This window comes from Bacillus sp. 007/AIA-02/001 (assembly GCF_004634455.1).
In the GTDB taxonomy this organism is placed as follows: domain Bacteria; phylum Bacillota; class Bacilli; order Bacillales; family Bacillaceae_G; genus Bacillus_A; species Bacillus_A cereus.
This window is the reverse complement of record NZ_SEIY01000017.1, coordinates 29145-43126: the sequence shown is the minus strand read 5'-3', so window position 1 is coordinate 43126 and position 13982 is coordinate 29145. Positions and strand designations below refer to the sequence as shown.

Sequence of the window (13982 nt, the reverse complement as noted above, 5' to 3'; positions counted from 1 at the left end):
TATCTTGGTCGAATTAAAAATAACAAGAGAGGTGCTGTGAAGAAATGAAATTATATACAAAAACAGGAGATAAAGGAACGACAAGTGTAATAGGTGGCAGGGTTGATAAAGATGATATCCGTGTGGAAGCGTATGGAACAATAGACGAGGCAAATTCTCATATTGGATATGCAATGACTAAGGTTCAAGGCAAGGCTTTTAGAGATATTTACAATGAGCTCGAAAATATTCAACATGAACTATTTGATTGCGGAGGAGACTTGGCAATAGTGGAACAAAAAATTCCTTATAAAGTGACAATTGAGATGGTTGAAAGTTTAGAAAGAAAGATTGATTTATATATAGAAGAAGCCCCGCCATTAGAACGCTTTATTTTGCCAGGTGGTAGCGAGGCGGCGGCTACTATTCATATTGCACGTACTGTTGTAAGGAGAGCAGAACGCTCTATAGTATCATTGCAAAAAGAAGTGAAAATAAATGAAGTTGTCTTAAAGTATGTAAATAGATTATCTGATTATTTGTTTGCGATAGCTCGAGTAATAAATGCCCGATTACAAGTGAAAGATGTGGAGTATAACCGTAGTGCATTAGTTTTTCGTGATAAGAAAGAGAAGGAAGTGGAGTAATTCACTTTCTTTTTTTGTATACTTTTTTCTGTAATATACCAAAATAGAGAAGGTATGGTGGTAATTAGAAAACGGAGGATGTATATGAAAGTTTTAAAATGCGGCGTCATGTTATTGAGTATACTGTTTGTATCTCAATTACATGTTTATGCAGAGGAAAATCGATGGACATGGCCTGTTGAAGGTCAGATAAGTGATTATTTTGGGACAAGGCATGGAAAACACTATGGTATTGATGTAGCTGCGCCGATTGGAACGCCTGTGGCAGCTATTCAAGATGGTAGGGTAACGAAGTCTTATTATTCAAGTAGTTATGGAAATGTTGTATTTATTAAACACGGAGAATATGAGGCTGTATATGCACATTTAAATAAGAGATATGTGGGGCAGGGAGATTATATTTCCAAAGGAGAAAAAATTGGAGAAGTAGGGAACACGGGAGAATCGCGAGGTGCACACTTACATCTAGAACTTCATCAAGGAAGATGGACGATGGCGAAAAAGAATGCGATGAACCCATTGCTTGTTTTAAATGAACAAAGAAATGAAGTTGTTTCTTCATCATTATATGTCGTACAAAAAGGGGATACTTTAGTTAGTATTGCACGGAAGTTTAGTATGACACTTAAGGAAATTAAAGAAAAAAATGGATTGCAGCAAGAGCTAATTTATCCTAATCAACAATTATATGTTAAGTGAAGGAAACATCTCAAAAATTAAACTTTGAACAAATTTATGTTCTTCTTAAATAAGGTTCAATGTAAATGAAATTATATGGGCGCTTTTGCTAGAACTATTGAGTGAATTAGAGCATCTATATCTAAAAGAAAACCGTCCCAAAATTTATTTTGGGACGGCTTCTTTTACCAAAAAATAAAGACACATATAAATCCAGAAATAGCTAAATAGCTATATAAGTAAAAAACTTTTGTTCTTGTTTTCTCTTTTGTTCGAAACAGTACGATAGTCGGTTCAATTAAACCGATTGTCAAACAAAGTAGGCCAAGAAGCATACAACCAATCGAGATAGAATACAGGGCGATTTGTGGTGCTTGAAATGGAATCATCCATTTTAATAAAAATGCAATAAGTGCAGTGTAACAAATACTACCGATGTATTTATTCAGTGGTGTATTAGAACGAAAACCAGGAAGTTTTTTTAAGAAAGAGCGGGAAACAACTTCTGTTTGTAAAGATGTATGCTCTTCAATAATTTTTTGAGCTTCTTTTCCTTTTTGAAAAAGAGATAAGATCCAATTTCGCTCACCCTGAAAAATAAATTGAGAAGTTGTCAAATAGTGATCAATCTTCACTTTATTCCAACTCTTCCACGGATGACGCTCACACAATTTTAATTTACTTTCTGTTTTTTTATCATACTGATAAATACTGATGCCATCTTCATCGAAAGTAGCATAGTATGTCTCGTTTGAGAATGTGCCTAAATCAATTGGGCAGTAGAAAAGTAATTCTTTTTTTAAGTAAAAGTATTCTTTTCTTAAGTTTTTTTTCATTGCTTCTCGAATAGAATGTCTCTTGTCTTTTTTCATGACATTTCCTCCATAACTCAGAAAATGTTCTTATCTTAACAATTCAATATCTTATCACTTTTAATTATATATGACTAGGTAATTCAAAAGAGAAATGCCGAATAATAAAAAATATGGATTGTATTGTAAAATATCTCGCAATTTATTTTTTTGTTACGAAAAATAAATAACTAATTTTAAATAAGTTACAATTTTTTAGTTCACAATGTTATGAGGTTGTTGTATAATGAAGGGGAAAATAGAATATCGGTCTATCTTCGGGGCAGGGTGAAAATCCCGACCGGCGGTGATGAACTATTTATGATTTTGTTCTAAGCCCGCGAGCCGTTAAGGCAGGATTTGGTGTGATTCCAAAGCCGACAGTATAGTCTGGATGGGAGAAGATGGAGGTTCAAGCGTTCAAAAAAGATATGGATTTGAACGTCTGTTTGATGTGCCTTAAATTCTCCCTTTGTGTAAAACACAAAGGGTTTTTTCGTTCTATGAAAAAATAGGCATAGCAGAACCTTTCCACTTTCCATGAGATGATCGATGGAAAAGGAGAGAGAAAGATGAAACAAAAAAACAGTGTAGTGCAGATGGTGAGTGTAGCGATGCTAAGTAGTATTGCATATTTACTAATGATGTTAGATTTTCCGTTCCCAGGGCTTCCGCCATTTTTGAAAATTGATTTTAGTGATGTACCAGCTCTAATTGCAGCAATTATCTTTGGACCAGTAGCAGGAGTGATTGTAGAGGCGATAAAGAACATTTTACATTACGGGATTCAAGGAAGTTTAACGGGAGTACCAGTTGGAGAGATTGCAAACTTTATTGCAGGATGCTTATTTATTGGACCAGCAGCTTTCTTATTTAGAAAGTATCGTACTGTGAAGAGTTTAACTACAGGATTAATGCTAGGGACAATTACAATGGCACTTATTATGAGTGTATTAAACTACATCATCATATTCCCGGCTTACACTTGGTTTTTAAATTCACCGGCTATGTCTAGCGAAGCTATAAGAACAACGGTTGTAACGGCAATCTTACCATTTAATTTAATTAAAGGGATTGTTGTAACAATTGTATTTGTAGCATTATTCTCACGCCTGAAAGTATGGGTGTTTGCAAAAATGAAAAATGCATAATATATATTAAAACCATTAGTAGTGTGAAACTACTAATGGTTTTTTATTAAGGAAAATAAAATTTAGATACAAAAAATGCCCCTCATCAATATGAGGGGCATTTTTTGAAGTTAATAAAAGACTATTCGAATTTTAAAGCGTCTCCGTCGAATGATTCGTCAGCAACTTTAATTGAGTCAGTTGGACAGCCTTCGAATGCATCCATCATATCTTCAATTAATACATCTGGAATTTCAACGATACCTTGGTTATCATCTAATGTTACAAATGCAATACCTTCATCATCATAGTCATAAATGTCTGGTGCAGCAGCGCCACAAGCACCACATGCAATACAAGTATCTTTATCAACGATTGTATATTTTGCCATCTTTTTTCCCTCCTGATAATATGTATGTGAAAAGCTCGCCATAAAAATTATAACCTTATTGTAAAACGGTTTGTAAAACTTTTCAACATAAAATTATAATGATAATGCTTATCAATTAGAGTGTCAACTCATTTTTTAATTATGTCATAAGATTTTCAAAATACGTAAATATGATTTCGTTTGATACAATAGAATATATACAAGTATATAGTTCTTATATGATAAGTTTAATGAGCGAAAGTAGATAGTGTAATTGTACTGAAAAGAATGAAATTAAGATTGGAAGGTGGAAGCGGTCATGCAAATACAATATACTTTGTTGCATTGTTTAAAACAATTGAATGGTGAAAGAACCGTTTCTTCTATTTATTATTTACTAAAGGGCAAACGTTCTTCGCAAACTTTACAAGATGGAAATATGTTCCGAATTTCTTTTTTGTTCGGAATATATAAATCATTGAATAGAAATGACTATGATGGTGAAGTTGCAAAGTTGTTGCAAGCGAATTTTATTCAAGAAATACATGAAAATACATATGTGTTAACACCTACGGGTAAAATGCAGTTACATAAATGGGGGAAAGTTTATGCTTTTCCGGCGCATTTGCATGGTTTACATTATGGTGAATTAGGTGAAACATTTTGGAAAAGATTATCATTAATTATTCAAACCATATCAAATTTACAACAGAATAATACGAAGTTTATCCCAATTCAGCAAGATACAGAAATAATGATGTGGGTGAAACGTTTTCTAACAGGAATACCATATAAGAGAAGTGAGTTGGCGAGAAAACTATGGACGGAAGTACATAATCTTTTAGAAAAGAGCAATACGATAGAAGCGACGATTGTAACATATCGACTAACGGGTTATGAACGTATTGGTTGTACATTGCAACAATTAGCAGAAATTACGAAACAAGATATATTCAGGGTGTATTTTTTATTTTGGGGTACAATGCATTTCTTTATACAAGAAGTTCGTGATAAAGAAAATGAATTTCCACTATTAGCTGAAATTATATCTTATCCAAATGAGAGAGCTGAATTATTTAGTTTATCCACGAAAAAAACATATAATTTTTGGAGACAAGGACGTTCTTTAGAAGAAATAGCGACGATTCGGAATTTAAAGGTTGCAACGATAGAAGATCATTTTGTTGAAATTGCTTTGCGAGAAAAAGATTTTTCTATTGAAATGTTTATGGAAAAAGAAAAGATAGACAAAGTAATAAAAGTAATTGAAGCATTGCAAACGCGGAAGTTACGTGTTTTGAAACAAGCGGTTGGAGAAGATATCTCTTATTTTGAAGTTCGTCTTGTATTAGCGCGGATGGAGGGTGTAAATGAAACTTGAAGAATATTTATATAAGTGGTTTGGATATTCTGAATTTCGTCCAGGTCAAAAAGGAGTTATTACAGATTTATTAGAAGGAAAAGATGTGATAGCAATGCTTCCGACTGGAAGAGGGAAATCTATGTGCTATCAGTTTCCGGGGCTTATGCGAGAAGGAACAGTGCTTGTTGTATCACCGTTATTATCTTTAATGGAAGATCAAGTGACACAATTAAAGTATGTTGTGAAAAACCGAGTAATAGCATTTAATAGTTTTCGGACATTAAATGAAAAAAGAGAAGCGATGAAAAAATTATCTTCATATAAATTTATTTTTGTTTCACCAGAGATGTTACAGTCGGAGTTATTAATTAGGGAATTGAAGAAAATTCATATTTCATTATTTGTTGTTGATGAGGCTCATTGTATTTCTCAATGGGGTTATGATTTTAGACCGGACTATAAAAAACTAAATGTAGTTATTGAAAATATTGGTTCTCCTACAGTATTAGCATTGACAGCCACAGCGACAAAAGGGGTACTGCAGGATATCGCAAATAGTTTAAATTTAAAGGGTGCCGCGGAACATGTATACTCTATTGATCGTCCTAATATTGCAATGGATGTGCAATTTGTAGAGACGATAGAAGAAAAGAAAGAGGCGCTTTTAGAGCAGGTGATGTATTTACAAGGGCCGGGGATTGTATATTGCTCAAGTAGAGCGTGGACAGAAAGGTTAACGGAATACTTGAGAGGGAAAGGTGTTACTGGTGTAGCTTTTTATCATGGTGGTATGGAACATGAAGAGCGTATGTTAATTCAACAGCAGTTTATGAACGATCAATTGCAACTTGTAATATGCACAAGTGCATTTGGTATGGGGGTAAATAAGGCGAATACGCGATATATTATTCATTTTCATTATCCAACTAATATAGCTTCTTACTTACAAGAAATCGGAAGAGCTGGAAGAGATGGCGAACCGAGTATAGCTATTTTATTATGTAGTCCGTTGGATCATGATTTACCAATTTCAATCATTGAGGATGAATTGCCAAGTAAGTCACAAATACAATTTTTATTTTCTTTACTACAAGAAAGAATGTTTCAAACGAAAGAATTACCAATAGAAGATGTAGAAGAAATTTGTTATAATGCAGCAAGATTTAATGAGCAATATTGGCGTTTCGTTCGTTATCATCTCGAACAGGTTGGAATTATACAACAACGAAGATTATTATTAGAAGGTTTGTCAGATGAAATTATGAACCGATTAATAGCTGAAGTAGAAATAAGGTTGCGTAATAAATATAGTGAGCTAGAAAATATGAAATCATGGATACAAGTTAAAGGGTGTAGACGTGAATATGTGCTGCAACAGTTCGGTTATAGGAAAGAGCAAGAGTTAATTAATTGCTGCGATTATTGCGGTATTATAAAAGAAGATTATAAAAAAAGACGAGCGCAACAATCGGATTTCGACTATAATTGGGAAACAGAGTTACAAAAGCTTTTCGGCCTAGAAAAGATGGAGGAATGATGAACATTCAAAGGCATAATGTTGAAGATATGAGTCCGCAGGAAATAAGGCTGAATCTATATATAACACAGTTAATTATTATCGGTATTGGCTGTTTACTGGCATATATATTATTTCAAGATGTAAAAGAAGTCTTTAATTTATGGAAATGGGAACCAGTATCTATACTTATTATAGGTGGTTTGTTAGCGATTGGTATTGTGTTATTAGATTATGTTGCAATGCGAGTGTTTCCGGAGTCTTGGTTTGATGATGGTGGTATTAACGATAAGATGTTTCGAGGAATGTCCGTTCTACACTTACTCGTTATTACGTTCTTAATTGGTTTTGCAGAAGAATTTTTATTTAGAGGTGTAGTACAGACTCATTTTGGAATTGTAATTGCGAGCTTCGTATTTGCAGTGTTACATATTCGTTATATAACAAAGCCATTTTTGTTTTGTTTCGTCTGTTTCATTAGTTTTGTCTTTGGTTATGTATTTGAATGGACAGGAAATTTGTTTATAACAATCTTTGCACACTTTCTTGTTGATTTTATAATGGGACTCCAATTAAGAAAATAAATGGAAGGTGGTGGTGAACAACATGAGGAAACGAATTCCTGATTTTGAAGAGGAATTAGAAGTTGAGCGAGTGGAAGAAAAAGAAAGTTTACCGCCGCGTAGTGAAATTCATAGAAATAAAGAAAAAAAACAAAAGTTTAAAATAAATCACATTTTTGTCCGGGTTTTAACATTTCTATTCATTCTGCTGCCGATTAGTATTTTGTGGTACACGGATAAATATATTCAGGTGAAGGGTGATAGTAATAATGCCGGAAAAAGTGCGTTTGAAGTAATCTTCTTTGATTCAGCTAAATCTGAGTCGCAGAAACATTCTGAAAAAGTAATAACGCATACTGTGAAAGAGGGAGAAACTTTAGAAAGTATAGCGAAGCAATATTTTTCAGATGGAAATGGAATTGAAGTAATTAAAAAGTATAATAACTTGCAAGAAGATGAAGTGAGTGCAGGTCAAGAATTAAAAATTCCGATAAAAGATAAGTCCACAAAGCAAGAAAGCTAGTGAGTTAAGCGATCACCGTTTGTTATAAAAGCCTAGGATTATCTTTATGAGGAGGGGAGTCAAAAATATGATATGGATTATATTATTCAGTACTCTCATAGGCATGGGGATTTTATTGCTTCTTGTGATGTATAAAGAAGCGATGCGTAATACGGTGTTGGAACATACTTTAGTATTTAAAGAATTTCCGAAAAGTTTTCAAAAAGTAAATGTGTTTTTTATTTCTGATATTCATAGAAGAGTCATTTCGAATTTGTTAATTGAACAAGTAAAAGGAAAAGTAGATCTCGTAATTATCGGAGGAGATTTAGCAGAGAAAGGTGTCTCTTTATCAAAAATCTCTGCGAATATTCAAAAGTTAAGAGAGATAGCTCCTGTATATTTTGTGTGGGGAAACAATGATTATGAGATAGAATATCATGAATTAGATGCGTTATTATTAGAAAATAACGTAAAAGTTTTAGATAATACAAGAGTGGTATTTGAGTCTGAATTAGGCGAGAAAATTTGTTTGCTCGGTATAGATGATGTTGGATTGCACCGTGATCGTCTAGATTTGGCATTGGCGGATTGTAAAGAAGATGGTTTTCGTATCCTAGTTAGTCACAACCCTGATATAATAAAAAAAATGTCTGGAAATGAACAGATTTCACTTGTGTTAAGTGGCCATACGCATGGAGGGCAAATCCGATTATTCCCATCTAAAAAATATTTAAAAGGTGGCGTATATAACCATTTAAATACGATTCTCTTTGTTAGTAATGGGTATGGAACAACATTGATACCACTTCGTTTCCGAGCACCTGCTCAAACACACATCATTACATTGTGCGGAGGGAAATGATGCCAACTCTTAATGGGAAATACAATATAAAAGCCGTTTCGAATATAATTGGAGTTCAGCCGAGTACGCTTCGTGCATGGGAAAGACGATATCAAATTATTGCCCCAAAGCGGAATCAAGCTGGGCATCGTTTATATACAGAAGAGCATATTCAAATTTTAAAATGGTTAATGGAAAAAGTTTCTTCCGGTATGATGATTGGACAAGCAGTTCGATTATTAGAAGAGAATCGTTTGCAGAGTACAGTTCAAAAAGAGATACATTTCGATAAAGAAGTTGTTTTAGTGGACGATTTGCTACAAGCTTTGTTAAAATTTGATGAAATTACAATTGCTGCATTATTAAACGAAGCTTTTAGTATATATTCAACAGAGAAGGTTGTTGCCAGTATTGTTCTTCGAGTGACAGACAAATTATTAACGTCAAAAAATAATAATGAGATTTCAATGGTGCAATTTCAATATGCACTATCATTTTTACAAACGCGTCTAGGGATGGTGTATCACAATGCCTCAATGTTTTCCTCTTTACACAAAGTTATTGTGTTAGAAAAGGATGCATTGAAAGGATTTATTTTTTCAACTTATTTACGCTTAAAAGGATATGAGGCGATATATATTAGGACAAGCTTAGCTGAAGATGGTATGTTATCAGCGGTAGAGGAAATACAGCCGAAATATGTATTTGTATCTTTTGCTGACGAACAAGAAATGAAAAAGACGATGAACTTTATAAATTTATTACAAGAAAAAAGGGAATCTCTTTCTGTTGGATTTATCGGAAAGCTAGGCGTTCTAAACCAGTTGGACATTGAAACAATCTTAATTGGTGATACGAAAGAAGAATGGGATGGATGGTTAAAAATGTCGGAATAGTTGTTCGAAAAGAACCATCTATTTTCTATTTCATATAATAAAAATTAGATGCATTGGTTACGTAGGGAGGGTATGAGATGAGGCTGGAACGATTAAATTACAATAAGATAAAAATTTTTCTAACATTTGATGATTTATCTGAACGAGGATTAACGAAAGAAGATTTATGGAGAAATGCACCGAAAGTACAGCAATTATTTCGTGATATGATGCAAGAAGCAAATAAGGAATTAGGGTTTGAAGCAGATGGTCCGATTGCAGTTGAAGTGTTTTCTCTACAAGCACAAGGGATGGTTGTAATTGTAACGAAAGAAAATCAAGAAATGGATACAGATGATGAGTTCCGTGACGAGTTTATTGAAATGCAAGTGACTCTAGATGAAAGTGAGCATATATTATATGAGTTTGCTACGCTAGATGACGTAATTAACCTGTCGAATCGCTTATATAACCTTGGTGTAACTGGCGGAAAGCTATATACGTGGGATGAGCGCTTCTATCTTTGGGTGGAAGAAGAGGAACAAATTCAATTGTTAAAGGCGGATTTTATAGCTATTTTAGCGGAATACGGTAATCCGTCTACAGCAACCATTTATCGCATCATGGAGTACGGTAAAGAATTAATGGATGTTAACGCGATAGAGCAAATACACAATTACTTCGTGAAAAAACAAAACCTCAGCTAATACAACATAGCTGAGGTTTTGTTTTTATTTGGAGAAGGGAAGGGATGATTGTAAATACTCGAACATACTTTTTGAAAATAAAATATGCAGTTTTATGGGAGTGTGGTTGATGAAAATAAAAAATATTTAAATATTTAAGTATTTTACTTTTCTAAAAGTAATAAAAGGACTATAATAATAGTGAAAACGCTTGCAACAGAAAATAGTTTGTATATATTTGTTAGCGTTTTCTATTGCATTCCAAATTTAAGGGTGTATACTAGGCAATGAAGGTTTACTAAACAAGTGAAATTACAGGGGGTTTACTTACTATGGTAGCCGAAAAGGGAACTCAAACAAAAACACAACAACAAAGGGAACAACATTTTGAACTATTGAATTCAACACAAATTGTTATTAGTGAAGCGTTAGAAAAATTGGGTTATCCAAACGAAGTATATGAATTATTAAAAGAACCAATTCGTATGATGACAGTGAAAATACCAGTTCGTATGGATGACGGGACTGTTAAAATATTTACAGGATATCGTGCACAACATAATGATGCTGTTGGTCCAACGAAAGGTGGAATTCGCTTCCATCCGAATGTAACAGAAAATGAAGTGAAAGCACTTTCAATCTGGATGAGTTTAAAATGTGGTATTGTTGATTTACCATATGGTGGAGGTAAGGGTGGAATTATTTGTGATCCACGTGAAATGTCATTCCGTGAGTTAGAAAGATTAAGCCGCGGTTATGTACGAGCAATTAGCCAAATCGTAGGACCGACGAAAGATATTCCAGCTCCAGATGTATTCACAAACTCTCAAATTATGGCATGGATGATGGATGAGTATAGCCGTATTGATGAATTTAATTCACCAGGATTTATTACAGGTAAACCGCTTGTATTAGGTGGATCACATGGACGTGAAACAGCAACAGCGAAAGGTGTAACAATTTGTATTCGCGAAGCTGCGAAAAAACGTGGCATTGATATTAAGGGTGCACGCGTTGTTGTTCAAGGATTCGGTAATGCTGGTAGCTTCTTAGCTAAATTTATGCATGATGCAGGTGCGAAAGTTATTGCAATCTCAGATGCTTACGGCGCGTTACATGATCCAAATGGATTAGATATTGATTATTTATTAGACCGTCGTGATAGCTTCGGTACAGTAACAAAGCTATTTAACAATACAATTTCAAACAAAGAATTGTTAGAACTTGATTGCGATATTTTAGTTCCAGCTGCAATTGAGAACCAAATTACAGAAGAAAATGCTAATGATATTAAAGCGAAAATCGTTGTTGAAGCAGCAAATGGTCCAACAACATTAGAAGCGACTAAAATTTTAACAGATCGCGGAATTTTACTTGTTCCAGACGTGTTAGCAAGTGCTGGTGGTGTAACAGTATCTTACTTTGAGTGGGTACAAAATAACCAAGGTTACTACTGGACTGAAGAAGAAGTAGAACAACGTTTAGAAAAAGTAATGGTAAGATCATTTGATTCTATTTATGAAACAGCACAAGTTCGTAAAGTGAACATGCGCTTAGCGGCGTACATGGTTGGTGTTCGTAAAATGGCTGAAGCAAGCCGCTTCAGAGGTTGGGTATAAAATATTATATCTTGAGAAAACGTGATTTCCTTTCGAGGGAATCACGTTTTTTTGTTGAAGTATTAAATGAGGTGTTGTATATGGAGAATGAAATGCTGGAACGAGTAGAACAATTAGAAGAAAAGGTTAATAGGTTAGAGGGAGAACTCGCAAGAACGATGAAAGCTCGCAAAATAAGTACCGTTCGGATGTTCGGGGAAGGGCTACTGTTTCTGATATTTGGTGTGGTTGTAGTAGGGCCGATTATTGCCGTTGTAATCTCAATTTTTACTTGGCTTGCTGAAAAATAAAATAAAAATAAAAATAAAAAAGAACGCTTGTTCTATGCGAACAAACGTGCTATACTCTCCTTAGATAAACAAAACGGAAATGATTTTAAGGAGAGATAAATGATGAAAATGACAGTAGACCAAAGATTTATGATGCCAGCAGATGTTGTAGAGCGAGTGGAAGTATTACGAAACAAACAAAGCAAGCGTGGCACATTATTACAATCGGTAAATAAATTTTTCGGTTTAGATACGAAAGAAGATTGTGTTTGGTTTTACGGTTTTTATGGAGTGGCTGTAAGTATCTTGTTGTTTATGGTGTTCACTTCAAATATTTTCGATTTTCTCTTCGCGTAAGAAATATGCGATAAGGACATTGCTACCGAATACATATATAAGGAAGTAAGGTAATCTTCTAGAGCGGGAGTTGGTAGCAATGGCGATGTTTCCTATAGAGCGCAATTATATTGGATATGGAAGTTCACGACCGGGGATTCCTCTGACTAAAGTGAGATTTATCGTAAGCCATGATACGGGGAATCCTGGAAGCAATGCGATAGGCAATCGAGATTACTTTAATGAATTACAACCGAAAGCTTCGGCACATACATTTATAGATGATAAAACAATATTGGAGATTATTCCTATAAATGAAGTTGCGTATCATGTTCGATATGGTGTGCCGACGGATAATGACTTATATGGCTATGACGCGAATAAGGCGGCCGTTGGAGTGGAACTTTGTTATGGTGGTGATGTTAACTTTTGGGAAGCGTATAATCGTTTTACATGGTATCATGCGTATTTATGCCAAAACTTTGGCTTAAATCCGAAAAAAGATATCGTGTCACATAAAACGCTTGATCCAGCTAGAAAGATTGATCCTGAGAATGTATTAGGGAAACAAGGTATTAAATTTCAGCAGTTTTTAGCAGATGTCTATCGGATGTACGTTTCGTTTAGATGACAAATATATGAAAAATGAATACAATAAAGATAGGTGCCTACTGCTGTAAGTAGGTTTTTTCTTGTTTTTATAAATAGTGCATTGGTAGAAGACTAGGAGTGGACGAGTATGCAGAAAGAAACAGTTATTATAATCGGAGGCGGTCCGTGCGGATTAGCGGCTGCAATTTCGTTGCAAAAGGTAGGGATAAATCCGTTAGTAATTGAAAAAGGAAACATTGTAAATGCCATTTATAATTATCCAACTCATCAAACATTTTTCTCTTCTAGTGAAAAATTAGAAATTGGTGATGTAGCTTTTATTACAGAAAATCGTAAGCCATTTCGAAATCAAGCGCTTGCGTATTATCGTGAAGTAGTAAAACGTAAATCTGTACGTGTAAATGCTTTTGAGCGAGTGGAGAAAGTTCAAAAAGATGGAGAAGTTTTTCAGGTTGAGACGACAAAGCGTGACGGAAGTAAGGAAATGTATATAGGGAAATATATTGTTGTAGCAACTGGATATTATGATAATCCAAATTATATGAATGTTCCAGGTGAGGAATTGAAGAAAGTAGCTCACTATTTTAAAGAGGGGCATCCTTATTTTGATCGAGATGTAGTAGTTATAGGTGGGAAAAACTCGAGTGTAGATGCCGCGTTAGAACTTGTTAAATCTGGTGCACGTGTAACGGTACTGTATCGTGGAAGTGAGTATTCACCAAGCATAAAGCCTTGGATTTTGCCGGAATTTGAGGCGTTAGTACGAAACGGTACAATTCAAATGCATTTTGGAGCTCATGTGAAAGAGATTACTGAGCATACATTAACGTTTACAGTTGATGGTGAAGCTTTTACAATCAAAAACGATTTTGTATTTGCGATGACTGGTTATCATCCTGATCATAGCTTCTTAACGAAGATGGGTGTTCAGATTGATGAAGAAACAGGACGTCCAATTTATACAGAGGATAGAATGGAAACGAATGCTGAAAATATTTTCATTGCAGGTGTCATTGCTGCTGGAAATAATGCAAATGAAATATTTATCGAGAACGGTAGATTTCATGGAGATGCGATTGCGCAAACCATTGCATCAAGAGAAAAATAAAAAGGAGCTGTCGGGAAAATCTCGACAGCTCCTT

General features: G+C 34.5%; 17 protein-coding genes and 1 riboswitch. Of the genes, 15 read left to right on the top strand and 2 right to left on the bottom strand.

All coding sequences use genetic code 11. From position 1 onward, the window contains the following. Positions 1-44: 44 nt before the first annotated feature. Together ES895_RS23915 and ES895_RS23910 are read left to right on the top strand one after the other, a co-directional pair. On the top strand, positions 45-626 hold the full coding sequence (locus tag ES895_RS23915) for a cob(I)yrinic acid a,c-diamide adenosyltransferase (RefSeq protein ID WP_000781278.1): 582 nt from the start codon (positions 45-47) through the stop codon (positions 624-626). A gap of 84 nt (positions 627-710) precedes the next feature. Continuing rightward, a complete protein-coding gene (locus ES895_RS23910; RefSeq protein WP_000866120.1) occupies positions 711-1325 on the top strand; it encodes a peptidoglycan DD-metalloendopeptidase family protein in 615 nt (204 codons plus the stop codon). 164 nt (positions 1326-1489) lie between these two features. On the opposite strand, the gene ES895_RS23905 is transcribed toward ES895_RS23910, so the two are convergent. Beyond that, positions 1490-2176: a hypothetical protein gene (locus tag ES895_RS23905; RefSeq protein ID WP_000710837.1), complete on the bottom strand. Its 687-nt coding sequence runs from the start codon at positions 2174-2176 to the stop codon at positions 1490-1492. 249 nt (positions 2177-2425) lie between these two features. Next, positions 2426-2565: riboswitch (FMN riboswitch) on the top strand. A gap of 162 nt (positions 2566-2727) precedes the next feature. Between ES895_RS23905 and ES895_RS23900 the strand changes: the two genes are divergently transcribed. Beyond that, positions 2728-3306, top strand: coding sequence for an ECF transporter S component (locus ES895_RS23900; protein WP_000810856.1), 579 nt, complete (start codon positions 2728-2730; stop codon positions 3304-3306). 121 nt (positions 3307-3427) lie between these two features. Here the strand turns inward: ES895_RS23900 and ES895_RS23895 are convergent, their stop codons facing one another. Further along, the gene (locus tag ES895_RS23895; protein WP_001151993.1) at positions 3428-3676 is read right to left on the bottom strand and encodes a ferredoxin; all 249 of its coding nucleotides are present in this window, start codon (positions 3674-3676) and stop codon (positions 3428-3430) included. A 298-nt stretch (positions 3677-3974) separates the two neighbouring features. Between ES895_RS23895 and ES895_RS23890 the strand changes: the two genes are divergently transcribed. The 12 genes from ES895_RS23890 (at position 3975) to ES895_RS23835 (ending at position 13948) form a co-directional block, all read left to right on the top strand. After that, on the top strand, positions 3975-5036 hold the full coding sequence (locus ES895_RS23890; RefSeq protein ID WP_048568845.1) for a YpbB family protein: 1062 nt from the start codon (positions 3975-3977) through the stop codon (positions 5034-5036). After that, the gene (gene recQ / locus ES895_RS23885) at positions 5026-6555 is read left to right on the top strand and encodes an ATP-dependent DNA helicase RecQ (RefSeq protein ID WP_000762979.1); all 1530 of its coding nucleotides are present in this window, start codon (positions 5026-5028) and stop codon (positions 6553-6555) included. Before ES895_RS23890 ends, recQ begins: the two co-directional genes overlap by 11 nt. Beyond that, the gene (locus ES895_RS23880; protein WP_001025780.1) at positions 6555-7118 is read left to right on the top strand and encodes a CPBP family intramembrane glutamic endopeptidase; all 564 of its coding nucleotides are present in this window, start codon (positions 6555-6557) and stop codon (positions 7116-7118) included. Before recQ ends, ES895_RS23880 begins: the two co-directional genes overlap by 1 nt. 22 nt (positions 7119-7140) lie before the next feature. Continuing rightward, positions 7141-7620 (top strand): LysM peptidoglycan-binding domain-containing protein, encoded by a 480-nt coding sequence (locus ES895_RS23875; protein WP_001231553.1) that lies wholly within the window; start codon positions 7141-7143, stop codon positions 7618-7620. Positions 7621-7687: 67 nt separating this feature from the next. After that, positions 7688-8464: a metallophosphoesterase gene (locus ES895_RS23870; RefSeq protein ID WP_000637796.1), complete on the top strand. Its 777-nt coding sequence runs from the start codon at positions 7688-7690 to the stop codon at positions 8462-8464. After that, the gene (locus ES895_RS23865) at positions 8464-9339 is read left to right on the top strand and encodes a MerR family transcriptional regulator (protein WP_135238705.1); all 876 of its coding nucleotides are present in this window, start codon (positions 8464-8466) and stop codon (positions 9337-9339) included. The genes ES895_RS23870 and ES895_RS23865 overlap by 1 nt, the downstream gene beginning before the upstream one ends. Before the next feature lie 77 nt (positions 9340-9416). Continuing rightward, positions 9417-10025 carry a genetic competence negative regulator gene (locus ES895_RS23860; RefSeq protein ID WP_001235402.1) on the top strand — a complete coding sequence of 203 codons (609 nt, stop codon included), beginning with the start codon at positions 9417-9419 and terminating at the stop codon, positions 10023-10025. A gap of 311 nt (positions 10026-10336) precedes the next feature. Continuing rightward, complete coding sequence (gene gudB / locus ES895_RS23855; RefSeq protein WP_000225173.1) at positions 10337-11623, top strand: NAD-specific glutamate dehydrogenase; 1287 nt, start codon at positions 10337-10339, stop codon at positions 11621-11623. Positions 11624-11703: 80 nt separating this feature from the next. Next, on the top strand, positions 11704-11913 hold the full coding sequence (locus tag ES895_RS23850) for a hypothetical protein (RefSeq protein ID WP_000426768.1): 210 nt from the start codon (positions 11704-11706) through the stop codon (positions 11911-11913). Between the two features lie 99 nt (positions 11914-12012). Next, on the top strand, positions 12013-12249 hold the full coding sequence (locus ES895_RS23845) for a DUF3961 domain-containing protein (RefSeq protein WP_001983018.1): 237 nt from the start codon (positions 12013-12015) through the stop codon (positions 12247-12249). Between the two features lie 79 nt (positions 12250-12328). Beyond that, complete coding sequence (locus tag ES895_RS23840; RefSeq protein ID WP_135238704.1) at positions 12329-12859, top strand: peptidoglycan recognition protein family protein; 531 nt, start codon at positions 12329-12331, stop codon at positions 12857-12859. Between the two features lie 108 nt (positions 12860-12967). After that, positions 12968-13948 carry a YpdA family putative bacillithiol disulfide reductase gene (locus ES895_RS23835; RefSeq protein WP_001168510.1) on the top strand — a complete coding sequence of 327 codons (981 nt, stop codon included), beginning with the start codon at positions 12968-12970 and terminating at the stop codon, positions 13946-13948. Positions 13949-13982 lie beyond the last annotated feature (34 nt).